Annotated in this window: 24 protein-coding genes; 7 read left to right on the top strand and 17 right to left on the bottom strand. The window is 31.3% G+C overall.

Annotation, left to right across the window (positions count from 1 at the left end):
- Positions 1 to 17 precede the first annotated feature (17 nt).
- From BLT88_RS11790 to BLT88_RS11800, 3 genes are read right to left on the bottom strand one after another with little or no spacing between them, the layout of a single operon-like run.
- Positions 18 to 779 carry a hypothetical protein gene (locus tag BLT88_RS11790; protein WP_091954940.1) on the bottom strand — a complete coding sequence of 254 codons (762 nt, stop codon included), beginning with the start codon at positions 777 to 779 and terminating at the stop codon, positions 18 to 20.
- On the bottom strand, positions 779 to 1,336 hold the full coding sequence (locus BLT88_RS11795) for a DNA-3-methyladenine glycosylase I (protein WP_091954942.1): 558 nt from the start codon (positions 1,334 to 1,336) through the stop codon (positions 779 to 781). The genes BLT88_RS11790 and BLT88_RS11795 overlap by 1 nt, the downstream gene beginning before the upstream one ends.
- A complete protein-coding gene (locus BLT88_RS11800) occupies positions 1,337 to 2,683 on the bottom strand; it encodes a M24 family metallopeptidase (RefSeq protein WP_091954945.1) in 1,347 nt (448 codons plus the stop codon). It lies immediately after the preceding gene.
- 100 nt (positions 2,684 to 2,783) lie between these two features.
- On the opposite strand from BLT88_RS11800, the gene BLT88_RS11805 reads away from it, so the two are divergent.
- Positions 2,784 to 3,218 carry a DUF6146 family protein gene (locus tag BLT88_RS11805; RefSeq protein ID WP_091954948.1) on the top strand — a complete coding sequence of 145 codons (435 nt, stop codon included), beginning with the start codon at positions 2,784 to 2,786 and terminating at the stop codon, positions 3,216 to 3,218.
- Here the strand turns inward: BLT88_RS11805 and BLT88_RS11810 are convergent.
- Positions 3,211 to 3,705: a dihydrofolate reductase gene (locus tag BLT88_RS11810; RefSeq protein ID WP_091954949.1), complete on the bottom strand. Its 495-nt coding sequence runs from the start codon at positions 3,703 to 3,705 to the stop codon at positions 3,211 to 3,213. The two genes, BLT88_RS11805 and BLT88_RS11810, sit on opposite strands and share 8 nt — an antisense overlap.
- 302 nt (positions 3,706 to 4,007) lie before the next feature.
- On the opposite strand from BLT88_RS11810, the gene BLT88_RS11815 reads away from it, so the two are divergent.
- Positions 4,008 to 4,304 carry an isoamylase early set domain-containing protein gene (locus BLT88_RS11815; RefSeq protein ID WP_036783441.1) on the top strand — a complete coding sequence of 99 codons (297 nt, stop codon included), beginning with the start codon at positions 4,008 to 4,010 and terminating at the stop codon, positions 4,302 to 4,304.
- A 56-nt stretch (positions 4,305 to 4,360) separates the two neighbouring features.
- Here the strand turns inward: BLT88_RS11815 and BLT88_RS11820 are convergent, their stop codons facing one another.
- From BLT88_RS11820 to BLT88_RS11840, 5 genes are all read right to left on the bottom strand, one after another.
- Positions 4,361 to 5,185, bottom strand: coding sequence for a thymidylate synthase (locus BLT88_RS11820; protein ID WP_091954952.1), 825 nt, complete (start codon positions 5,183 to 5,185; stop codon positions 4,361 to 4,363).
- 67 nt (positions 5,186 to 5,252) lie between these two features.
- Positions 5,253 to 6,656, bottom strand: a complete 1,404-nt coding sequence (locus tag BLT88_RS11825; RefSeq protein WP_091954953.1) for a NupC/NupG family nucleoside CNT transporter — start codon at positions 6,654 to 6,656, stop codon at positions 5,253 to 5,255.
- Between the two features lie 18 nt (positions 6,657 to 6,674).
- Positions 6,675 to 7,286 (bottom strand): bifunctional nuclease family protein, encoded by a 612-nt coding sequence (locus BLT88_RS11830; RefSeq protein WP_036783429.1) that lies wholly within the window; start codon positions 7,284 to 7,286, stop codon positions 6,675 to 6,677.
- Between the two features lie 175 nt (positions 7,287 to 7,461).
- Positions 7,462 to 8,424, bottom strand: a complete 963-nt coding sequence (locus BLT88_RS11835) for an electron transfer flavoprotein subunit alpha/FixB family protein (RefSeq protein ID WP_036783427.1) — start codon at positions 8,422 to 8,424, stop codon at positions 7,462 to 7,464.
- A 109-nt stretch (positions 8,425 to 8,533) separates the two neighbouring features.
- On the bottom strand, positions 8,534 to 9,280 hold the full coding sequence (locus BLT88_RS11840; RefSeq protein ID WP_036783424.1) for an electron transfer flavoprotein subunit beta/FixA family protein: 747 nt from the start codon (positions 9,278 to 9,280) through the stop codon (positions 8,534 to 8,536).
- 215 nt (positions 9,281 to 9,495) lie between these two features.
- Here BLT88_RS11840 and BLT88_RS11845 point away from each other — a divergent pair, with 215 nt between their 5' ends.
- The 4 genes from BLT88_RS11845 to BLT88_RS11860 all read left to right on the top strand — a co-directional run bounded on the left by BLT88_RS11845 (position 9,496) and on the right by BLT88_RS11860 (position 15,589).
- Positions 9,496 to 10,473, top strand: a complete 978-nt coding sequence (locus BLT88_RS11845) for a pyruvate dehydrogenase complex E1 component subunit beta (protein WP_036783421.1) — start codon at positions 9,496 to 9,498, stop codon at positions 10,471 to 10,473.
- 175 nt (positions 10,474 to 10,648) lie between these two features.
- Positions 10,649 to 11,176, top strand: coding sequence for an inorganic diphosphatase (locus BLT88_RS11850; protein WP_036783414.1), 528 nt, complete (start codon positions 10,649 to 10,651; stop codon positions 11,174 to 11,176).
- Between the two features lie 118 nt (positions 11,177 to 11,294).
- A complete protein-coding gene (locus tag BLT88_RS11855) occupies positions 11,295 to 13,730 on the top strand; it encodes a sodium-translocating pyrophosphatase (RefSeq protein WP_091954955.1) in 2,436 nt (811 codons plus the stop codon).
- Positions 13,731 to 13,936: 206 nt separating this feature from the next.
- A complete protein-coding gene (locus BLT88_RS11860; RefSeq protein ID WP_091954956.1) occupies positions 13,937 to 15,589 on the top strand; it encodes a metallophosphoesterase in 1,653 nt (550 codons plus the stop codon).
- Between the two features lie 460 nt (positions 15,590 to 16,049).
- Here BLT88_RS11860 and BLT88_RS11865 read toward each other — a convergent pair whose 3' ends face one another.
- Positions 16,050 to 16,688, bottom strand: a complete 639-nt coding sequence (locus BLT88_RS11865) for a cysteine hydrolase (protein WP_036783392.1) — start codon at positions 16,686 to 16,688, stop codon at positions 16,050 to 16,052.
- Positions 16,689 to 16,850: 162 nt separating this feature from the next.
- Here BLT88_RS11865 and BLT88_RS11870 point away from each other — a divergent pair, with 162 nt between their 5' ends.
- Positions 16,851 to 17,774, top strand: a complete 924-nt coding sequence (locus BLT88_RS11870) for a helix-turn-helix domain-containing protein (protein WP_091954958.1) — start codon at positions 16,851 to 16,853, stop codon at positions 17,772 to 17,774.
- 3 nt (positions 17,775 to 17,777) lie between these two features.
- On the opposite strand, the gene BLT88_RS11875 is transcribed toward BLT88_RS11870, so the two are convergent.
- The 7 genes from BLT88_RS11875 to BLT88_RS11905 form a co-directional block, all read right to left on the bottom strand.
- A complete protein-coding gene (locus BLT88_RS11875; protein ID WP_091954960.1) occupies positions 17,778 to 18,623 on the bottom strand; it encodes a biotin-dependent carboxyltransferase family protein in 846 nt (281 codons plus the stop codon).
- Positions 18,616 to 19,362, bottom strand: a complete 747-nt coding sequence (gene pxpB, locus BLT88_RS11880; protein WP_231959996.1) for a 5-oxoprolinase subunit PxpB — start codon at positions 19,360 to 19,362, stop codon at positions 18,616 to 18,618. The genes BLT88_RS11875 and pxpB overlap by 8 nt, the downstream gene beginning before the upstream one ends.
- Positions 19,340 to 20,071: a 5-oxoprolinase subunit PxpA gene (pxpA, locus tag BLT88_RS11885; protein WP_091954963.1), complete on the bottom strand. Its 732-nt coding sequence runs from the start codon at positions 20,069 to 20,071 to the stop codon at positions 19,340 to 19,342. The genes pxpB and pxpA overlap by 23 nt, the downstream gene beginning before the upstream one ends.
- Before the next feature lies 1 nt (position 20,072).
- A complete protein-coding gene (locus BLT88_RS11890; RefSeq protein WP_091954966.1) occupies positions 20,073 to 21,299 on the bottom strand; it encodes an Nramp family divalent metal transporter in 1,227 nt (408 codons plus the stop codon).
- Positions 21,292 to 22,581 (bottom strand): amidohydrolase, encoded by a 1,290-nt coding sequence (locus BLT88_RS11895; protein ID WP_091954968.1) that lies wholly within the window; start codon positions 22,579 to 22,581, stop codon positions 21,292 to 21,294. The genes BLT88_RS11890 and BLT88_RS11895 overlap by 8 nt, the downstream gene beginning before the upstream one ends.
- Positions 22,582 to 22,856: 275 nt before the next feature.
- Positions 22,857 to 24,467 carry a phosphoenolpyruvate carboxykinase (ATP) gene (gene pckA / locus BLT88_RS11900; protein WP_036783378.1) on the bottom strand — a complete coding sequence of 537 codons (1,611 nt, stop codon included), beginning with the start codon at positions 24,465 to 24,467 and terminating at the stop codon, positions 22,857 to 22,859.
- An 87-nt stretch (positions 24,468 to 24,554) separates the two neighbouring features.
- Entirely contained in the window at positions 24,555 to 24,935 is a 381-nt protein-coding gene (locus BLT88_RS11905; protein WP_091954971.1) for a DUF423 domain-containing protein, read from the bottom strand.
- Between the last annotated feature and the right edge of the window lie 12 nt (positions 24,936 to 24,947).

Here is a 24,947-nt window from a genome sequence, read left to right on the forward strand (position 1 = left end):
CCATAAATATACAAAATTTATACGTGATTTCTTTGGATACTTTTTAGCCTTGACCAAGTTATTTTATGTCTTTGGGTGTACATAAAAAAGCATCCAATATCCAATAAAAAGTAAAATAAACTAATACCACTAGGAGGATTATTACTGGGCAAAAAGGTAAAAACATCAAATGCAGTAGAAGGCCATTTCCAACACCCAAATGCAGTTCCTCCAATTTCTAGAGTAGCGACTAAAATATACATTGAAAAGAAGAACAGTTTATCTTTTGGTCTTTTCCAAAGTAGTAAAAACATACAAATAGTCATTACAAAGCCAAAAACATCTGTAAAGAAAATTAAATACACAGTGGCAAAAATTCCAATACAAATTCCAAATAATCTTTCAATTTTTTTATGATACTTTCTTACTATTGGTGCTTTGCTAAACATAAAAATACGTCCGTATAAAGCTGCATGCCCTAAGGGAACGTATAATGGTACATTTTCTAAGCGATAGGTATACATATTTAAACCTCTAGAAAATAAATATTCTCCTCCAAAGCCTAAAATTACAGCATAAATCATTAATTCTTTAGTTCTTGGATTTGCTCTCCAGTACATTACAATAAATCCAAAAATCATTAAAATATTAATAGGTATTTGAGAATCTAAAATGTTTTCTACAAAATAAATACTATCAAAAAAAAGAACGAAAACGAAAATAATAAAGAGTCCGAATCTCCTATTAAAAACATTTATGAATTTCTTTAAATCGTATTTTGGGATTTTTAATACACCCATTACTTTGGATATTTATAACATTCAGTTGTATGATCATTTACCATACCAACTGCTTGCATATATGCATATATTACAGTTGAGCCAACAAATTTAAAACCTCTTTTTTTTAAATCTTTAGAAATTTTATCAGACAATTCTGTAGTAGCAGGAACTTCCTCTCTTTTATGAAATTTATTAATAATAGGTTTGCCTTCTACATAAGACCAAATAAATTTAGAAAATGAGCCAAATTCTTCTTGCACTTGCATAAACAATTGTGCATTTGCAATGACACTTTTTATTTTTAATTTATTTCTGATAATACCTGCATCTTGTAATAAAGACAAGTATTTACTTTCAGTATATTTTGCTATTTTTTCATAATCGAAATTATTAAAAGCTTTTCTAAAATTTTCTCTTTTATTTAAAATGGTAATCCAACTTAAACCTGCTTGAAAAGTTTCTAACACTAAAAATTCGAACAAAGTTTCATCATCATAAACAGGCTGCCCCCATTCATTATCATGATATTCTTGATATAATTTACTATCTGACACCCAAAAACATCGAGACTTCATTTATTTAGTTTCTATTGGTTTAATATTTGTTTGCCTTTCATTAACATATTCAAAAATATCATCACCAAAAAAGCCAGCTTCTTCTAGCATAATTCTAATATCTTTTTGCCATTCTTTTATAGTTACTGAGGTGTTTAGCTCAATTGCATATGCAGTATTTTTTTGCAAAGGATAGTCCCCTTTAAAAGGAACTCCATTTTGAGAATCCCACATACCAATTGTGGTCCCCGCACTATGACCATATTTCCCTAAAGGATGAGTATAAATTGACGGTTTTAATCCTTCTTCTTTTGCTTGAGATAAAGATTCTGATAAAATTTGATTCCCAGTTTTACCAAACTTCATAGAACTTGTTAAAATATCTTGCAGTCTATTTCCTTTCTTAAAAGCATCTTTTAAAAATTGTGGAACCTGCTTTTCATCATCTTTTAAAACATAAGCATGCTGCTGACAATCTGTATTTAACCCAACATAAGTAATCCCAAAATCACAATGTAATAAATCTCCTTTTTGAATAATCTGTTCTTCTTTCCCTTTAGAAAAAGATTCAATATGTGATTTTAAAACTTCTTTATTCCTTTGCGCATCTATTGTTGGATGAAACCAAGTTTCTAAACCTAAACTTGTTACTTTTTGGCGCAAAAACCAAACAACATCATCTGTTGAAGTTACACCAGGAACAATTACTTCCTTAGAAAAAGCTTCATCAATAATATCGTGAGTAATTTTTACTAACTCTCTAAATAATTCTAATTCTTTTTTAGTTCTAGTTTCTATCCAAGCAATCGCTAATTTTTCTGCTGAAACCAATTTTGAACCTAATTCTTCTGGCAAATTCTCCTTTAATTCATCATAATCTGTTTTTACTAAACCATCTGCTAATGGAAAGTGTTTTGAAAAATTAATTCCGATCTTTTTAGGATTTCTCTCTCTTATCATTTCTGCTAAAGCGACCCACTGATTGGGTTCCTTTTCTTTATCCCAGGCAGATTTTATGCTTTTCCCTATATTATATCTTGCTACCGCTAATCTTTCTAAAGTGTTTTTTTCTTTATTTCTATAAAAAACAATAATAGTTCTTCTCCTTGCATTTAACCAAGTTGCGGGTAACATTGTCTTTAAAACTGGATCTTCATTATATTCTCTAGAAATTAATAGCCACATATCAATCTCTGATTTGTCCATTAATTCTGGAAGCAAATTTGTAAATCTATCTTCTAAAAGTTTGTCTTTTAAAGCTGCCCTATCCTTTTCTTCTAAAATTGAATATTGATTCTTTACCAATACTTTTTTCGTGCAAGAAAAGAAAATACAAAAAACAAGAATTACTACTATTTTAAACTTCATTTTTTTTGATTTTAATTTTTAAAATTAATGTTAAAAGAATTAAAAACCAATGGTTTTTAAAGAAAATTTTGCAAATTTACATATCATAAAACTTCTGATTATGAAACTTTTAAAACAAATACTTATCCTATTTACTATTTCGATATTTTTTTCGGCATGCGGTTCGGCTTCCATAAATAGCCAAAAAACAAAAAAAGAAGAACCCGTTATTATTGCTAATGAACGTTTAGAATATGAAATTATAATTATTGATATTGGCTTTACAAGTTTTTTAAATTCTATCGCAAAACCTGAAGGATATTATTCTCAAAATTATTTAGAAGCTAGAAATAGAGTTTGGGTTTTAGAATGGAACAATAGAGCCAGAAACCCTAGCCGATTTAACCCTAATATTTACGAAAACATAGTTGACTATCAACCAACTATAAATTATGGCTATGAGGTAAATTATAAATTATATAATTACTTTTTATTTGCACAGCAAAAATATAAGATGAATTTGGGTGGCGGGTTTAGAGCCAACAGAATTAATTAGTTCTCTTTTGAAATCTTAAAAAACTATAATCGAATTTATTCTTTTCATCGGCTTTAAAATCTTCTCTTGCAACTTCTTTCCAAATTTCGGGGTCTATTTCCGGGAAAAAAACATCTGCTTCAAACTCATGATGCACCAAAGTAATATCTAAAGTATCTCCAATATTATTTTCCATAGCATATTTATACACTTGAGCTCCACCAATAATAAAAATTTGATCGTCTTCTTTTGCTAATTCAACTGCCTCTTCCAGACTGTTTGCAACTAAACACCCATCTTTGAAGTATTTTTCATTTCTAGTAATAATAATAGAAGTTCTATTTGGCAATGGTTTGCCTATAGATTCAAAAGTATTTCTACCCATTAAAATATGATGACCTGTAGTTGTTTTTTTAAAGCGTTTTAAATCTCCTGGCAAATACCATATTAAATCATTATCTTTTCCTAACGCATTATTTTTTGCAATTGCCGCTATAATTATAATCATTTGTGCTCTTTGAATTTATGCGAAATTACAGTAAATGTTTTGAGATTTGATGCTTTTTGCTCATTTTGAACTAAATCTTTAGAAAGCGAATACGTTTTCGATACAAAAATCGCTGATAATCAACTTAAAACAACTGTACATTATTTTAAAAATACAATAATTTAGTTCTACTTTTATTTTGAATTATCAATAATTTGAACACACAATTTATGAAACTGATAATTCTCTAAAATTCTTATAATATTATTTTTGTAGCTATATTCTACTTCAATAAATTTACATTATAATTTAATTTAATAATTATGTCAATTAAAAAACAATTTTTAAAAAGTAAGCCAGTGTGTAAAGTAACTTTTACTGTACCTGCTGAAGAAGCAAATAATGTTGCAGTAGTTGGAAGCTTTAATGAGTGGAATGGAAAAGCAACTCCACTTAAAAAATTAAAAAATGGATCTTTTAAAGGTACTGTTGATTTAGATTGTGGAACTGCGTATGAATTCAGATATCTAGTTGATGGAGAATATATAAATGAACAAGAAGCGGATGGTTCCGTTTGGAGCGATTTTGCTGGAGCTAATAACTGTGTATTAAGTTTATAATACTTATTATGTAGTATAAAAAAAGAACGTTCAAATTAGAATTGAACGCTCTTTTTTTACACTGCCACGATACCTTTTATATGCGGATGCGGATTGTAATCTAACAACTCAAAATCATCAAAAGTAAAATCTTCGATGTTTTTTATAGCTGGATTAATTTTCATTTTTGGCAATGACCTTAAATCCCTAGACAATTGTAATTCTAACTGTTCTAGATGATTGTTATAAATATGTGCATCTCCAAAAGTATGTATAAATTCTCCTGCTTCATAACCACAAACTTGTGCAATCATCATTGTAAATAATGCATAAGAGGCAATGTTAAAAGGAACTCCTAAAAAGATATCTGCACTTCTTTGATATAGCTGACAAGATAATTTTCCGTCAGTAACATAAAATTGAAAAAATGCATGACAAGGAGGCAAAGCTGCTTTTCCATTGGAAACATTTTCTGAAAATGAAATAGAGGTATCTGGCAATACCGAAGGATTCCATGCCGAAACCAACATTCTTCTAGAATTCGGATTCTTTTTTAAAGTTTCAATCACTTCTTTTAATTGATCTACTTCATCGCTATTCCAATTGCGCCATTGATGACCATAAACAGGTCCTAAATCTCCATTTTCATCTGCCCAATCATTCCAAATTCTTACACCCTTTTCTTGCAGATATTTAATATTGGTATCGCCTTTTATAAACCAAAGCAATTCGTAAACAATCGATTTTAAATGCAACTTTTTTGTGGTTACCATTGGAAAACCTTCACTCAAATCAAAACGCATTTGATATCCAAAAACACTTTTTGTTCCTGTGCCTGTTCTATCTCCTTTTTCGTTTCCGTTCTCTAAAACGTGTTTTACTAAATCGTGATATTGACGCATTGTTTAATCATTTAATTATTACACTGTTTAAACGTATACACACACGCTTAAACAATTATACTTTTTTCTAGCCTATAATCATCCCTGCAATCGTTGCAGACATTAAAGAAGCAATTGAACCACCAATTAAAGCTTTCATTCCGAATTCTGATAACGTTTTACGTTGACCAGGAGCTAAAGAACCAATACCACCTATTTGGATCCCAATAGAAGCAAAGTTTGCAAAACCGCACAACATATAGGTTGCCATTATCACAGATTTATTAAAGGTAAGATGTGTTGCATTTGCTACATTTTTTAATTCTGCTAATTGAATATACCCAACAAATTCGCTTGCTGCTAATTTAATTCCTAGTAACTGACCCATCATAGAAATATCTGCACTAGGCACTCCAATTAGCCACATTAATGGCGCAAAAATAGATCCCAAGATAAATTCTAATGATAAGGCTTTATATGCTGAGTTTTCTGCAATAATACTATTCAAAGTTGTTACGTCTCCAACCCAACCTAACATACCATTTAACATGGCAATAACAGCAACAAAAACTAGAAGCATTGCTCCAACATTTACTGCTAAGCGCAAACCTTCAGTAGTCCCATTTGCAATAGCATCTAAAATATTAGATCCTATTTTCTCTTGAGAAACCGTAACATCTGAATTTACCTTTTCAGTTTGGGGATATAATATTTTTGAAACTACAATAGCTCCTGGAGCTGCCATAACTGAAGCTGCTAAAAGGTGTTTCGCAAATACTAACTCCAAAGCTTTGTCTCCACCTCCTAAAAAACCAATGTAAGCTGCCAAAACTGCTCCTGCTACTGTAGCCATGCCGCCAATCATAACCAAAAGCATTTCTGACTTATTCATTTTTTCTAAATAAGCTTTTATTAAAAGTGGTGCTTCTGTTTGCCCTAAAAATATATTACCTGCTACAGAAAGACTTTCCATTCCAGAAATTCCTAAAAACTTAGATAAACCAATTGCTAAAACTTTAACAACTTTTTGAATAATCCCCAAATAAAATAATAATGAAGTTAGCGCTGAAAAGAAAATAATAGTTGGTAATACTTGAAAAGCAAATATGTATCCAAATTTACTCATATCACCCACCATACCTGCAAATAAAAACTCACTACCTGCCTTTGTATACCCTAATATTTCTATAAATACTCCGCCAACCAATTCAAAAATAGATTGAATAAATTCTACCTTTAGAACACCAATTGCAATTATTAATTGAAGAAATAAACCAATAGCTACTTTCTTCCAGTCAATTGCCTTTTTATTAGCGCTAAATAAAAAGGCAATAATAATTAGAGCGAACATTCCTAAAACCCCTCTCCATAAACTACTCAGAGAAAATCCTTGGCTTGGTAAAATTTCAGACACATCAGCGACTGTTTCGGTATTTTGAGAAAAAATTGAAATTGATAATAAACAAAAAATGACTGTAAGTATTTTTTTCATAATCTAGTTGTAATACATTTAAGAACGTTTGCTAATTTCGTCTCTAATTTTTGCAGCTATTTCATAATTTTCATTAACAACTGCATTGTTTAATTGTTTGTGTAATTCTTTTAAAGACAAACGCGAGTAACTATTTTCTTCTTTATCAAGAGCCTCCTCTAATTCAAAAGAGAGTTCAGAAGGTTCTTTTTTCTTTTGAATAGCCATTTCTTCTTCAGCTTTTAAATAAACACCAGCTTTATCTAGGATGTTTTCATAAGTATAAATTGGCGCTTTAAAACGCACTGCGATCGCTATAGCATCAGAAGTTCTGCTGTCGATGACCTCTTGCTTGCCTTCTCTTTCACAAATTAAACTAGAAAAGAAAACTCCGTCTACCAGCTTATGAATAATTACTTCTTTTATGTTAATTTCATACCGATCAGAAAACGTTTTAAATAAATCGTGTGTAAGCGGTCTTGGCGGTCTAATTTCGGTTTCTAGCGCAATAGCAATAGATTGTGCTTCAAATGCTCCAATTATAATAGGTAATGTTCTTGTTCCTTCCATTTCACTCAAAACTAATGCATACGCACCGCTTTGAGTTTGACTGTAAGAAATTCCTTTAATATTTAGTAGTATTAAACTCATATATAATTATATACGATACAAAAGAGTATCTTATATTACATTTTTTCTGAGGGCACAATTTAATAAAAATAATAGATTGAATACTTTTATTTAAAGAGTTTTTATGAAAAGAAAAAACCTACTAGTTATAAAACTAATAGGCCTCCATTTAAACCAACTAATTTAAATATTTGAATTAAGCTTGTTTAAAAGCTTTTAACTTCTCTATTAATTTTGGAACTACCTCAAAAGCATCACCAACAATACCATAATCTGCAGCTTTAAAGAAAGGTGCCTCTGGATCTGTGTTAATAACTACTTTTACTTTGGATGCGTTAATTCCGGCTAAATGCTGGATTGCTCCAGAAATTCCGATAGCTATATATAAATTAGATGCTACAGGTTTTCCTGTTTGCCCAACATGTTCGCCGTGAGGACGCCAACCTAAATCTGAAACTGGTTTAGAACATGCAGTTGCAGCACCTAAAATATCTGCTAACTCCTCAATCATTCCCCAATTTTCTGGCCCTTTTAAACCTCTTCCTGCAGAAACAACTGTATCTGCATCTGCAATGGTTACTTGACCTGTAATTCTTTCTACTTTTTCTGATGTTACTCCTAAATCCGTGTCAGATACTGAAGCTTCAAAATTTTCTACTATTCCAGAAACTAAATTCTCATGAATTCCATAAGAATTTTTAGCGACTCCAATTACTTTTTTCTCCGAAGAAATTACGGTATTTGAAAATGCTTTGTTAGAAAATGCTTTTCTTTTTACTGTAAATGGATGCGTAGCACTTGGCAATGCAACCACATTAGATGCATAACCGGCATCTAACGCCACTGCTATCATTGGTGCAACAAATAATCCATCTATACTAGAATCTAAAATCACTACTGAAGAACCTTGTGCATCTGCCACTTGTTTTATAACCGATGCATATGCTTTGGCATTAAATGTAGCTAAAGAATCGTTAGAAACTGAAACTACTTTTTCTGCTCCATAAGCAAATAACTCTTCATTATTATTGGCATTTATTGCAAGAGCAATTACATTACTTCCTAATTGTTCAGCAACCTTTTTCCCGTAAGAAACTACCTCAAAAGCACTCTTTTTGAATTTTCCTTCTGTTGAATCTGCAAAAACTAAAACTGACATATTTTTATTTTTTTACCCTGAACTTGTTGCAGGATTTAATTATTTTATCTTTCCTCTTTAAACGAGATTCCGAAATAAACTCGGAATGATTTCATCTTTACTAAAAAAGTTAAATCACTTTAGCTTCATTATGCAATAAGTTAATTAACTCATCAATATTATCCGCATCTACTAATTTTACAGCTCCTTTTGGCACTGGCTTTTCAAATGACTCTGCAGAAGTTGCATTTTCTACAGTAATTGGTTCAAGGACATTTAAAGGTTTTTTACGAGCCATCATAATTCCACGCATATTTGGTATACGTAAATCTTTTTCTTCAACAATTCCTTTTTGACCAGCAACAACTAATGGTAAAGATGTACGTAAATGTTCATTTCCACCGTCAATTTCTCTAGATAGAGAAACCGAAGTTCCGTCAACTTCCATTCCAACACAACCATTCACAAAATTGTAATCTATTAAAGAAGCTAACATACCAGGAACCATTCCTCCATTATAATCAATGGATTCTCTACCCGCTAAAACTAAATCATATTCTCCGTTTTTAACAACTTCTGCTAATTGCTTTGCAACAGATAAACCATCAGTAGCCTCCATATTAACACGAACTGCAGCATCTGCTCCAATTGCCAATGCTTTACGTAAAGTTGGCTCAGTAGATGCATTTCCTACGTTCACAACTGTTACACTTGCCCCTTGTTTTTCTTTAAACCACATAGCTCTTGTAAGGCTAAACTCATCATAAGGATTAATTACAAACTGAACTCCATTTGTATCAAACTTAGTGTCGTTTTCTGTAAAATTAATTTTAGAAGTGGTATCAGGAACATGACTAATACATACCAATATTTTCATAAATTTTATTTTTAATCATTTTTTCTGGAGCAAAATTACGTCTTTTTTTTAAAAAATACTATGCACGCATAGTATTTTTTTTATTATTTATTAATTTCCGAAAACGATTGAGTGTTTATTCTCCTATTTCCAATGAGTTTCTATAGTTGAACAAAAAAAATTGACAATTATTTCATTACTTTTGCAACAAGAATAAATAACTATATTAAAAATACATGAAAACAGTTCAATTCAGAGAAGCTATTTGCGAAGCAATGAGTGAAGAAATGCGCCGAGATGAAAGCATTTATTTAATGGGTGAAGAAGTTGCGGAATACAACGGAGCTTACAAAGCTAGTAAAGGAATGTTAGATGAGTTTGGAGCAAAGAGGGTTATAGATACTCCAATTGCTGAACTTGGTTTTGCTGGTATTGCAATTGGTTCTGCTATGAATGGGAATAGACCTATTGTAGAATATATGACGTTTAACTTTTCTTTGGTTGGTATTGATCAAATTATAAACAACGCTGCAAAGATTAGACAGATGTCTGGTGGTCAATTTAACTGTCCAATTGTATTTAGAGGTCCAACAGCATCTGCTGGCCAATTAGGAGCAACACACTCGCAGGCATTTGAAAACTGGTTTGCAAATACACCTGGTTTAAAAGTGATTGTGCCGTCAAATCCTTATGATGCGAAAGGTTTATTAAAAGCAGCTATTAGAGACGATGATCCAGTAATTTTTATGGAATCTGAGCAGATGTATGGTGATAAAATGGAAATTCCAGAAGGAGAATATATAATTCCTATTGGGGTTGCAGATATTAAAAGAGAAGGTACTGATGTAACTTTGGTCTCTTTTGGAAAAATTATCAAGGAAGCTTACAAAGCTGCTGATGAATTAGCGAAAGAAAATATTTCTGTAGAAATTATCGATTTAAGAACTGTGAGACCTATGGATCATGCAGCAATTATTAAATCTGTTAAGAAAACAAATAGATTAGTAGTTTTAGAAGAAGCATGGCCTTTTGGAAGTATTGCAACTGAAATTACCTATAGAATTCAAGACGAAATATTTGACTATTTAGATGCTCCTGTAAAAAGAATTACAACCGCAGATACTCCTGCTCCATATTCTCCCGTTTTATTTGAAAAATGGATCCCAAATTCTAATGATGTAATAAAAGCAGTTAAAGACGTTTTATATATATAGTTTAAACTTTTTTTAAAAGAAATATAGAATCCTTTTTGATGAATTTCAAAAAGGATTTTTTATTGCTTTCTATATTCCTAATCTGTTCGAAAACCATTGCGTAATTTCACTATAAATTTCCTTGAAAAACTTTCTAGATTAATTACTTTTGCCGGAAGTTTAAAAATAAAAATTCATGAGCCTAGAAAATAAGAAAACTTTCGATGTTTTAATCGAGATACCTAAAGGAAGTAGAAATAAATATGAATATGATTTTGATTTGAATAAAATACGTTTCGACAGAATGTTATTCTCTTCTATGATGTATCCTGCAGATTATGGTTTTGTACCAGAAACATTAGCATTAGACGATGATCCATTAGATGTTTTAGTTTTAGGACATGAACCAACTTTTCCTATGTGTGTTATTGAAGTAAAACCTATTGGAGTCTTTCATATGACAGATGAAAAAGGGCCAGATGAAAAAATTATTTGTGTACCTATTTCAGATCCAATTTGGAATAATAAAAATGATATTTCAGACTTAAATCCTCATAGGTTAAAAGAAATAGAACATTTCTTTCAAGTTTATAAAGATTTAGAAAAGAAAAAAGTAGATGTTGGTGGTTGGGGAAATGCTACAGAAGCAATGCAAATCTATAAAGATTGTGTTAGGAGATACGAAAAAAGCGACTACAAAAAGACCGATAATTTCAAGATATAGAAATTATTATATTATAAAATTAAAGACCTCCTAAAATTAAACATTTTAGGAGGTTTTTTAGTTCTGTTGGATTTTATTACTTTTACCACCGTTTTAAACTAATCAAATATAAAAATTTATGGAATCAATGATGATTTGGATGCCAATTGCAATGGCTTTATTAGGCTTAGCATATATGGTAGTAAAGAAATCCTGGGTAATGAAGCAAGATGCAGGTGATGGAAAAATGAAAGAAATTTCGGATCATATTTATGAAGGTGCTTTAGCATTCTTAAAAGCCGAATATCGATTACTAGCAATTTTTGTACTTGGAGCAAGTATTGTTTTAGCTGGTGTTTCTTTTGTGGTTGAATCAACTCACATTCTTATCGTAATCGCCTTTGTTATTGGTGCTATATTTTCTGCTTTTGCAGGAAACATGGGTATGAAAATTGCAACCAAAACAAATGTAAGAACAACGCAAGCTGCAAAAACTAGTTTACCGAATGCATTAAAAGTTTCTTTTGGTGGTGGTACAGTTATGGGCCTTGGAGTTGCCGGTTTAGCGGTATTAGGTTTAACAGCATTCTTTATTATATTCTATCACATGTTTATGGGTGGTGTTTGGACAAACACTAGCGATATGACAATGGTATTAGAAACATTAGCAGGCTTCTCCTTGGGAGCTGAATCTATCGCATTATTTGCTAGAGTTGGTGGAGGTATTTATACTAAAGCTGCCGATGTTGGAGCTGATTTAGCGGGTAAAGTACAAGCAGACATTCCTGAAGATGATCCAAGAAACCCAGCAACTATCGCTGATAATGTTGGAGATAATGTTGGAGATGTTGCAGGTATGGGCGCAGATTTATTTGGTTCTTATGTAGCTACCGTTTTAGCCGCTATGGTTCTAGGAAACTATGTAATTAAGGATATGGGGGGAAGTATTACCGACGCTTTTGGCGGAATTGGACCCATTTTACTACCCATGTCTATTGCCGGTGTAGGAATTATCATTTCTCTTATCGGAACCCTTTTGGTTAAAATTTCATCTAACGATGCAAAAGAAGCGGATGTGCAAAAAGCATTAAATATCGGAAACTGGGCATCAATAATAATGGTAGCCGTGGCCTGTTATGGTTTAGTAACTTGGATGTTACCAGAAACAATGAAAATGGATTTCTTTGGAGAAGGTCCTCAAGATATCTCTTCAATGAGAGTATTCTATGCTTGTTTAGTTGGTTTAGTTGTGGGTGCTGGAATCTCAGCATTTACAGAATACTACACAGGATTGGGTTCAAAACCAATTTTAAAAATTGTACAACAATCTAGCACTGGAGCAGGAACAAATATTATAGCTGGTTTAGCTACGGGTATGATTTCTACATTCTCCTCTGTATTATTATTTGCTGCTGCAATATGGGCATCATATGCTTTGGCTGGATTTTATGGAGTTGCTTTAGCGGCTTCTGCAATGATGGCAACAACGGCTATGCAATTAGCGATTGATGCTTTTGGACCAATTGCCGATAATGCTGGTGGTATTGCTGAAATGAGTGAGCAAGATCCAATTGTTAGAGAAAGAACAGATATTTTAGATGCGGTTGGTAATACAACTGCTGCAACTGGTAAAGGTTTTGCTATTGCATCTGCTGCATTAACATCGTTGGCTTTATTTGCGGCGTATGTAACCTTTACAGGTATAGACGGAATTAATATTTTTAAAGCTCCCGTATTAGCAATGCTATTTGTGGGTGGAATGGTTCCTGTGGTATTCTCTGCTCTAGCAATGAATGCTGTAGGTAAAGCTGCCATGGAAATGGTAAATGAAGTTGTAAGACAGTTTAAAGAAATTCCTGGAATTATGGAAGGAACTGGAAAACCAGAATATGATAAATGTGTAGCTATTTCTACAAAAGCATCTTTAAAGGAAATGATGTTACCAGGCATCTTAACAATTGGTTTCCCAATAGCGGTCGTATTAATAGGTAAATTAGTTTACCAAGAGAACAATATGTTGGTTGCTGAAATGCTAGGTGGTTATATGGCTGGTGTTACTGTTTCTGGTGTACTTTGGGCTATTTTCCAAAATAATGCTGGTGGTGCGTGGGACAATGCTAAAAAATCTTTTGAAGCTGGTGTTGAAATTAATGGAGTAATGACCTATAAAGGTTCTGAAGCGCATAAAGCTGCTGTAACTGGTGATACTGTTGGAGATCCATTTAAAGATACTTCTGGACCATCAATGAATATCTTAATTAAACTTACCTGTTTAATTGGATTGGTAATTGCGCCAATTTTAGGAGGACATGCTGATGCAAAACCTCATGCTGAAGAAATTAAAAAAGAATTAAAAGTTGAAATAAAACAAACTTCTGGAGATTTAGCAATGGCCACAATTACAACGACTAAAACTATCGGTGGTGAAGTAACTGAAGAAATTCAAAAAATTGAAGGAACTGTTGCAGAAATAGAAAAGAAAGCGAATGAAGCTGGAAAAATTACTTCTACTAATATAGAGACTTCAAAGCATAAAATAAAAGAAGTAAAAATGGTTGTAAAATCACAAGAATAACTTCTAATCTTAATTATATAAAAAAGCATCCAGATTTGGATGCTTTTTTTATATTCCAATTTTAAGCTCCGTTAAGAAGTCGTTTACAGTTTATATTAGTGCTCGTTATTATCCTAAAAATATTTTAAAAAAAAATCGGATTGTACTATAATTTGAAACTACATTAAATTAAGCTTATTTTTGTTTTGAATCATTACAATTTATTTATGAATTTATTATTAATTCCCTTGAAAAGAATACCTACATTATTATATTTTCTAGCTTTTCAATGCGCAACTTTTGCCCAAGAAACGATTGTAATTTTTGCTATTAATGATCCACACAGTGAAATAGAAAATTTCGCTAAAATCAAACCACTAATTGATGCTGAAAAAGCAAAAAATCAAAAAGTATATTTTGTAGCAGGCGGCGATCTTTTTTCAGGAAATCCGATTGTAGATTATCATCAAAATAAAGGATATCCAATGATTGACATGCTTAATAAAACTGGACTCGATGTAAGTGTTATTGGTAATCATGAATTTGATTATGGTCAAGCGATACTTAATGATCGTCTTGAGCAAGCAAATTTTCCTTTTATTTGTGATAATGTCTCTGGAGGAACCGGTAAATTAGGCGATATTCAGGGAAGTACAATTATAACAAAAGATGATTTTTCAATTGCATTTGTAGGTGTCGTAGAAACAGGTAGTCCAGGAGGATATCCATTAACGCATCCAAAAAAAATTCAAGGTTTATCTTTCACAGAAGGCTTAGATAGTTTTGAAAATTACAAAGATCTTAAAGTTAGTGATAATGTTGACTTAATCGTTGCTCTTACGCATTACGGAAGCTATAAAGATGAAGAAATTCTTGAAACCTACAATTTTGTAGATTTAGTTATCGGTGGTCATAATAACCAGGAGTATGGTGTTGCACATGCGAACGGTTATAAAGTAATGTCTGGTGTAAATTTAGAAAAAATTTCAAAAACTACTTTAACCGTAACTAATAAACAAATAACAAATTTTGAATTTGAACTCATCAATTTATCAAATTCTAGTTTAGCTTTAGACAATGCTTTAGCAGAAGACATTGATGGGTATTTTAATAACCCGAGCTTTTATACAAATATCGGTTCTTCTGTATCGACATTAACAAAGACCTCAACAGGTTGTTTTTATACAGATGCTCTAAAAGTAATTTCTGATTCAGATATGGTGATACAAAATTTTGGAGGTATTAGAGATAAAATCTATGAGGGTATAATTACACCTTTTTCTATTTACTCGATAGATCCATTTGGTAATGGATTTGACACCTATACAATGAGTGTTACAGCACTTAGAAACTTTTTAAATGAATACCCATCCAGTTTTAGCTATTCATTAGACACAAGTTTTAAAGTTTCAAAGAACCAAAACAATGAATTTATCTTTTTTAAAGATGATATTTTGCTTCAAGACAGTAGTCAAATAACCTTAAGTCTTAATGACTATATATCTAGTGTATATCCAAACTTATTTCCAACAACCCCTAGCTATTCATTTCCCCTAACCACAGCCGATTATTTAATTGAATATTTAACGAATCATACAGACCAGCCAATCGATTACCTAAACTGTAATCAAAAAAATAACACATTAAATATTAATGAAATCGTTCATGAACCTATTATAAAAATATATCCATCATACATTGAAATTAATTCGGAGGAAGATAATTTTAGTGGAGAAATTTATAATATTACAGGTCAGTTAATTTATAGATCTGTAAATTCAAATAAAATTGATATTCAATTTTTAGCAAACGGTATCTATTTATTTAAATTAAACTCGCGAAACGGCACTCAATTTAAAGTTCAAAGATTTCTGAAATGAATTTAAGGCCTTCTCTCCGATCTATAAAACTACAGTTTACAATGCTCCGAAGCGACTTATAAAACATTGGAAACTAAAGATTTTTTTTTGGAAAATTCATTGGCTAAATCTAATGAATGTATAAACTCCCGAAAACGTTACATCTAAAGAGATTAGATCTAGTAATACTCTAACTTGAATAATTGTGCAGAAACCTAAATGTAAAACCTTAATCATTCGAAACAGTTTTAAAAAGTTAAAATGAATTATTAAACATTCGATTTTCAAGTTCAAAAAAATCTTTTTTAGTAATTGTGATAAATTTTAAAAATTGAAAAACTACTTCTATTAACGTTATGAAATCCAAATAAAAAGAGACCATAAATGGTCTCTTTTTATTCCAAAATTTAGAGATAGTAGAAATATTATATAATATTCTATTAATCCTCGTTCATCCGATAATTAATTCAAAAAACAAGTTTTATTCATAGCCTTTTCCCTTTAAAACCAATTCATCTTGACCCTTTACAATTTTCATAAACTCTAAACTTGTCATCGGTTGACTAAACATTGGAAAATCTTTCTCAATAGCATTTTTATGTTCTTCCAAACTTAAACCCGCGCAACAATCTGTAAGTGTAATCACGTTATATCCGTTTTCATAAGCAGTGCGCATTGTAGACTCTACACAACAATTAGTTAAAAATCCTCCAATTGCTATATTTTTTATTCCTTTACTTCTTAAAATAAAACCCAAATTTGTGCTATGGAAACCACACAAACCACGTTTACCTTCTATTATTACTTCATTTTTTTGTGGAGTAAATTTTTCATGAATTTCAATACCCCAAGAGTTTTTTTGAAAAGCATTATTATCTACAATACCTTTTAAAATACCATAAGGATTACTCGTTAATTCACTATAGTTCTCAGTAAATGAAATTGGTATATGAATAACATGTACTCCCTCTTTTCTTGCTTTTTCAACTAGATCAAAAGTATTGGATAACATATTGGTCTCATCCATAACATTTTTTACTGCATCATGAAATATACCACCCTCTGTGGTAAAGTCATTTTGAAATTCAATTAAAATAATTGCTGTTTCGTCTTTCTTCATATTTTTAAAATTTAACTTTTACAAAAAGTATTTTATAATTTTAGATATTCACATTGCTAAACTAAATTTTATATTTAATTAAGAATGTCACAATCATAATGATTAATAGCACAATCTTCCCAATGAGTTTGGATTAATGTTCTTAAATTATTAAATTACACCATGAATAAAATCAAACCGCTTGATCTGACTCCAAATGCCAATGTAAATAAACTCATAGAGCAAAGGCGAGGTTTTAATTTTAACATGTGTGAGTTAAACATTTATGAGACAAGACAAAGAGTTTTAAATTTTCCTTTGAGCTTTAACGGTTTTACCATAACTTCAATGCTAAGAGGATCAAAACGGGTGCGTTTTAATGACCTAATATCTAGAGATTACAACCCGGGTAATACAATTATAGCGCCTGCTCATGAAAAATTAGAAATAGATTTCCCGGAAGCATCTTTTACGAATCCAACACAATGTTCAGCTTTGACGTTAGATGATAATTTCGTCAAGAAACAAATTAATGAATTTAATGAAAGTCTAGACGAAGGTACTTTCATAAAAAACTGGCAATTATTTGATAATGCCTGGTTATGTAATAATAATGAAGACTTTGTAAATATTAAAAAGAAAATAACAAGAATCGCAGCTTCAAAAAATCCTTTAAATAATTTACATCTTAGCATATTATTAAAAGAACTTTTACTTTGTGTGCTCAAAATGCAAAATATAAGTGAACTAAGAAAAGATGCAAAATTCAATACTAACAATAGCCCTTTTTCTGCAGTTATTAATTTTATTCAACAAAATATATATAAAGAAATCAATATAACAGATTTATTGAAAATTTCTACAATGAGTAAATCCTCTTTTTATAGAGCATTTGCTGAGGAGTTAGGTATTTCTCCCTATCAATTGATTATTGATGAAAGACTTAAAATTTCTAAAAAATTACTTCTCGAAGAAAAGTTATCGATAAAAGAAACTGCTTATGCATCTGGCTTCTCAAGCTCCAACTACTTCATTCGATTATTCAAAAAAAACGAGGGATTAACGCCTAAACAATTTTTGACCTCTAAATTAGTCCATCCTAAATAAACTTTAGAGTAATACAAAGTTTATTTTACTTCCGGTAAATTTTTGACTTAGTTTGGACAGAGAACTTTCAGATACTTGTAAAATTCTTGGATAACCACCTGTAACTTGACAATCTCTCATTAAAATAATTAATTTTCCGGAAGGAGTTAACTGCACTGTACCTGGTAAAACTGCTGATGTTAAAATAGATGGTAATTTATTTTCAATAATTTCATATAATTTATACCCCATTCTGTTATTTTCTTTTGAAATACTAAACTGATTTTCTACTATTTTTTTTTGTTGTTGGTCAGATAATAAGTAAAATTCAGGCCCTTTAGAACATTCAATATCGGTAGATTCATAATGACTTTTATTTATTTTAATCATCATATTTGAAGTTTCTGTAGTTATTTTTAGTTTAGAAATGGGTAAGATATCTCCAGACCTCAAAAGAAAAGTATTCGTAATATTTTTAAACGCACTTCTACTCCCCAACTTCCTATCAGATTGGAACCCATTTTTAACAGCCAGATAAGAACGAATGCCAAAATTCACTTTGCCAAAAGATAAAATATCGTTTTCTTGCACAATAATTTTAGAATTTAATAAAATAGGTTTCTTATTAATTTTTGGAGAAAAATTACCTCCAGAAATGCATATAACCGTTTTTGATAAAAACTGAAGTTTACAGCCTCCTAAAGTAATTTCTAAAACAGCACAATCTAAAGAATTGTTTAAAATTCTATTGGCTAAATCTGCTGAATAAGCATCCATTGCCCCTGAAACTGGAACCCCTAAAGAGGCAAAACCCCATCTTCCTCTATCTTGGATAGTTGTGTGGAATCCTGAATTTAAGACTTTAATCATTCAATACTGTTTTAAAAAGTTGAAATGAATTATCGGACACTAGATTTTCAAGTTTGAAAAACTCTTTTTTAGTAATTGAAATAAATTTTATACGATCTCCTGATTTAGCAAAACAAGGTTTTTTTTCTCCCACATCAAAAAAATTAATTGGCGTTTTACCGATAATATTCCAACCACCAGCAGAATTCACAGGATAGACTCCGGTTTGTTCCCCTCCTATTCCAACAGCACCTCGCTCAACATTCAATCGGGGATTTGGTTTTCTGTCAAAAAATAATTTTGAATTTAGGCCTCCTAAATAAAGAAAACCAGGTAAGAATCCAATAAAAAAAACAGTATAAACACTTTCTGAATGCATTTTAATAATTTCGGAAATCTCTAAATTTAAAGATTGTGACATTTCCTTTAAATCAATACCAAATTCCAAATCGTAACAAACGGGAATTTCCCAAAGAAAATTTTGTTTTTGTTCAACCGCTGAATTTACAGCATAAATTGCTTTTAATTTTGCAACTTCTTGCTTAAAGTTTACAAATATATCTCTGAATATGATGGTTAAAGAATTGTAACCAACAATAGAATCTAGATAGGTATCCCCTTTTTGGTCTTTAATTTTATCTTTAAATTCTAATATATCTTGTAAAATTGCTTCATCAATTATAGGTTTCCATTCAATCAGAATTGCTTTAGCTCCAAAAGGTTTATATGTAAGTGTATTATCCAACAATAATTCCTTCATTTTTTATGTTATTCGAAACGTACTCTGCGATTTCAATTGCATTTTTTGCATCTCCATGCAAACAAAAAGTGGTTGCTTTTATTTGCACTTCTTTTCCTGAAATTGTTTTTACTTTATCTTCTTTTATAATTCTCATAACATGTTGAAAAACGTTTTCTTTATCTAGTATCATTGCATTTTCACAAGCTCTAGAAACTAATGTTAAATCATCATTATAGTTTCTATCAGCAAAGGCTTCATACTTGATTTTTATATTATTTTCTAGGGCAACTTTTTCAATAACGGAACTATAAGGCACATACAAATAGGCATCAATAGCATACTTTTTAATGATGTCAATAAATAAAACTGCTACATCTTTATCTATAGCGATGGCATTGTATAAGGCGCCATGTGGCTTTATATGATGCATTTTCACTTTAAAAACAGCAAGCCTATTCAGAAATAAATTCAACTGATTTTGTATACTTTCTTTAAAATCATCGTCGGCCATCTCTATTAATTTTCTGCCAAAATTTTCTTTGTCAGGAAAAGATGGATGTGCACCAATTAAAACCTTGTTTTGAACCGCTAACTCTATCGTTTTGTCTATAGTATTTTTATCACCAAAATGACCACCGCAAGCAATATTACAAGAAGAAATATAGGGCATTAATAAATGCTCATTATCCACTCCTTCACCAACATCACAATTGATATCAATTTTCATTTTATATAAAATTAAAAACTTTTAAAATTCCTTTAGCTCCTAAAAAAATAGAAATTGCTAAAATTATAAAACCTAAAAAATTTTGTGTTTTTGTATTTACAAAAATTCCTAAAACATTTTTCTTGTTCATAATCCACAATAAAACCCCTGCAATAATAGGCAATAACATACCATTTGCAACTTGAGCAAACTTTATAATTTCAATGGGTTTAATTCCTACAGATGAAAATAAAACCCCTAAGAATAGGATAATAATCCAAACCATTCTAAATGATTTTGACTTCATGTTTCCTTTCCAACCTAAACAGCCTTTTGCAACATAAGCAGCAGCCAAAGGAGCTGTAATAGCCGATGTTATGCCAGCAGCAAATAAGCCCAATGCTAAAAAATACTTAGAGAAATCGCCAAATAAAGGTGCTAAACCTTTTGCTAAATCGGCTGCATTTAAAATATCTTTTGATGGAATTGCCGCCGCAGAAATAATAATTGCCAAAGAAACCAATCCTCCAAGAATAATAGAAATTATAGTATCTTTTCTAGCCATAGAGACATCATCTTTATACTTCCATCTTTCCTTAACCAAAGAAGCATGTAAAAACAAATTATAGGGCACTACAGTTGTGCCGATTAAACCAATTACGGTAAGTAAACTTTTCTCTGGAAATTTAGGAATAAACATCCCTTTCATCACCTCTAAAAGATTAGGCCTAGTGATCATTGCCGTTATCACAAAAGACAAACTCATGATTAAAACTAGCGCTATTAATGCTTTTTCTAAAAATTTATAATTACCAATATATAAAAGAATAAATGCAATAATACCAATGACGATACTCATAAAGTTGATGGAGCTCCCATTAAAATTATATCTAAATTCCCCAAAAATAGTTTCTAAACCTAAGATTCCTCCACTTATATTACCTGCTTCATAAGAGGCATTACCAACTACAATTGCAGCTAAAATTAGTATTGTAACTAATTGTTTTAAAAACGGGATTTTAATTTCTTCTCTAATAACCTCAGATAATCCTTTTTGAGAAATAATACCCAACCTAGCTGCCATTTCTTGCAAAATAATGGTCGCAAGTATAGAGAGTACCATTGCCCATAATAAATTGAATCCAAAATTTACACCAGCGAGCGTACAAAGTGTTACGGTTCCTGGGCCAATAAAAGCAGCCGCTATTAATGTACCAGGACCAATATTTTTAAAAATATTTTTAATCATTCAAATAATCGAGTGTTAAAGCAGTCATTGTTTTGACACCTAGTATAAAACCACTTTCATCAATCACAAAATCTGGCGTATGATGTCCAGCGGCATCTTCTGGTTTTACATCTAAGGTCTTTCCGCCTAAAAAGAAAAACATTCCAGGTACTTTTTGTTGATAGAAAGAAAAATCTTCTGCCCCCGTTATAGCACTAATTTTAACCACCTTTTCAGTTCCTGCAATTCGCTGTAACGTAGGCAGCATTTTTTCTGTTAATTTAATATGATTATATGTAATTGGTAGTCCCTTAGAAATTTCTATAGTTGCTTCTGCTCGGTGCACTTTTGCTATAGCAGGCACCATTTCATTCATTCTTTTATTGATAAACTTTTGCATATCATAATCTAAAGTTCTTATTGTACCGATTAATTTTGCGCTTTCCGGAATGATATTAGATCGTATGCCTCCATTCATCACTCCTACAGTAATGACCGCACCTTCTTTCGTCAGTTCTGCTTCTCTACTAATTATGGTCTGCAACCCTTGAATAATACTTGCAGATGTTAATATTGGGTCTACGCTTGTCCATGGTCTTGAACCATGAGCCTGTTTTCCTTTTATATTTATTTCAAAGGTTTGCGCCGCTGCCATAATTCCACCTGTTTTGTATTTTAAAGTTCCTACATCAGTTCCTGAATTGATATGTAATCCAAAAATTGCATCTACATCAGGATTTTTAAGGACATTTTCTTTCACCATTAATTCAGCGCCACCTTCTTCACCCTTTGGTGCGCCTTCTTCTGCTGGTTGAAAAATAAATTTAACAGTTCCTTTAATTTTACTTTTCATTTTAGAGAGCACTTCTGCAGTTCCCATTAAAATAGCAACATGAGAATCGTGACCACACGCATGCATTACCCCTGTTTTTTTTCCATTGTACTCAGAAGTTACAAGAGATTTAAAAGGCAAATCGTTTCTTTCTGTGACTGGTAATGCATCCATATCTGCTCTTAGCGCTACTACTTTTCCTGGCAAATCTCCTTTTAATAAGCCAACCACACCTGTTTTAGCAACACCTTCTTGTACTTCTAATCCTAATTCGTTTAAATGTTTAACAATATATTTTGCCGTATTAAACTCTCTATTCGATAATTCTGGATTTTCATGTAAATGCCTTCTCCACTCAATCACTTTAGACTCTATCTCTTTTGATAATTCGCTTATTTTCAAATCATTTGTCTGTGAAAAAGAACTGAAGGTAACTGCAAATAATAAAAATACTGATACTATAATTTTCATAATTTTATAGGTTTTAGTTTTTGTAAATAAGGCGTACCATTTTACGATTAATATTTTATTTTTTAAATATATGATTTTAAATCTAAAGTAGTATTCACAATTTATAACTGCTTTCGAATTACAATTCAGAATAATCAATATAAATAAACTTAAATACAAGTATTATTTTCAATAAAATGATCAACGATTTAAAGCTCTCTTAGGATGGCGCCTTTCTTAAACAAAAAAACACCTCTTAAAAGAGATGTTTTTTTTAGCCAATAAGTATTAAATAGTTAAAAGTTATATCTCTGCGGACCTCCTCTGCGTATTTCTTCACTTGCATATTCTTCAAATTGCTTAAAATTTACTCTAAAAGCATTCGATAATTGAAAAGCAGTTTTATAATAAGCGTCATCATTATTCCAAGTTGTTCTTGGGCTTAATAATTCTGCCGGAACTCCTGGGCAAGTTCTTGGTTGTGCAACTCCAAATACTGAATGAATGTGGTAATTTTCATAAGTATAATCACTCAAATCACCATTTAAAACAGCAGTAATCATAGCACGTGTATACTTCAAGGGCATTCTTCTGCCAACTCCATATTTACCGCCAGACCAACCTGTATTCACCAACCAAACATTAACTCCGGCATCCTTCATTTTTTTACTTAACATTTCTGCATATCTTGTGGGATGTAATGGCATAAAAGGTGCTCCAAAACAAGCTGAAAAACTTGGCATAGGCTCTGTTACTCCTGCTTCTGTACCCGCAACTTTTGCGGTATAACCAGATATAAAATGATATGCTGCTTGACTTGGCGTTAATTTAGAGATTGGAGGCAAAACACCAAAAGCATCTGCCGTTAAAAAGAAAATATTTTTTGGATTTTCACCTATGGAGGGTTTCTGAATATTATCTATATGATAAATTGGATAACTAACTCTCGTATTCTGAGTTATAGAAGTGTCAGTAAAATCGATCGCTCCTTGGTCATCCATGACTACATTCTCTAAAATTGCTCCTTTTTTAATGGCTGCAAAAATCTCTGGTTCTTGTTCTTTTGATAAATTGATCACTTTTGCATAACAGCCTCCTTCAAAGTTAAATACCTTATTTTCTTCTGTCCAACCATGTTCATCATCACCAATTAAACTTCTATTTGGGTCTGTAGATAAGGTTGTTTTTCCTGTTCCAGAAAGTCCAAAGAAAATAGCCGTATCTCCTTCTTTACCAATATTTGCAGAGCAATGCATTGGTAACGTATTTTTAAAAACAGGAAGTATAAAGTTTAGCGCAGAAAAAATTCCTTTTTTAATTTCACCTGTGTAGCCTGTGCCGCCAATCAATGCAATTTTTTTTGTGAAATTTAAAATGGCAAAATTGTGCTGTCTTGTTCCATCTATTGCTGCATCAGCCATAAAACCTGGTGCATTGATTACGGTCCATTCAGGAGCAAAATTTTCTAATTCTTTTTCTGTTGGTCGTAAAAACATATTGTAGGCAAACATATTACTCCACGGATACTCATTAACAACTCTGATGCTTAGTTTATAATTTTCATCTGCACAAGCAAAACTATCTCTTACAAAAATTTCTTTTTCAGATAAATAATCCACAACTTTGTTGTAAAGCTTGTCAAATTTATCCTCTTCAAAAGGTAAATTAATTTTACTCCACCAAACTTCATCCTTCGTAACGTTGTCTTTTACAATAAAACGATCCATCGGTGAGCGTCCCGTAAATTCTCCTGTATTCACAGCAAGTGCTCCTAAAGAAGAAACAACACCTTGTCCTTTTTTTATTGTTGCATCATGTAAATCATTAGAATTTAGCTGATAACGAATTGTTGCATTTTTGATTCCTAGATTATTTAACGAAATCGATTTCGTATTTGTATCTACCATATCAATATAATTTGTTGTTTTTAGTATCCTACAAAATTAAACAATAATTTAAAACAGGACTCTTTTTGCTCAAAAATTATTAATATTTTATTTGTTAAAGTATTTTTTTATAAATATTACCATCATTGAAACCCAACCTATTATAAAGAAAAAACCTCCTAAAGGTGTTACAAACCAAATAGATTTTGACGTAATTGAGGTAAGCTGAATTAGGTAAATTGATCCAGAAAAGAATAAAACCCCCATGAAGAACATAATACTAATTACATTTTTTTGTTTCGCTGAAAAACCTTCAAAAATATTTACAAATAATAATACAATAGCATGATACATTTGATAACGCACTGCGGTTTCAAAACTCAATAATTGCTCTGCAGTCAGTATTTCTTTTAAGGTATGTGCTCCAAAAGCCCCTAAAATAACTGCTGATAATCCTAAAAAACAAGTAATTATAATATTTTTAAACATTTTTATGTGTTT

The sequence above is a fragment of the Polaribacter sp. Hel1_33_78 genome (genome assembly GCF_900106075.1).
GTDB lineage: Bacteria > Bacteroidota > Bacteroidia > Flavobacteriales > Flavobacteriaceae > Polaribacter.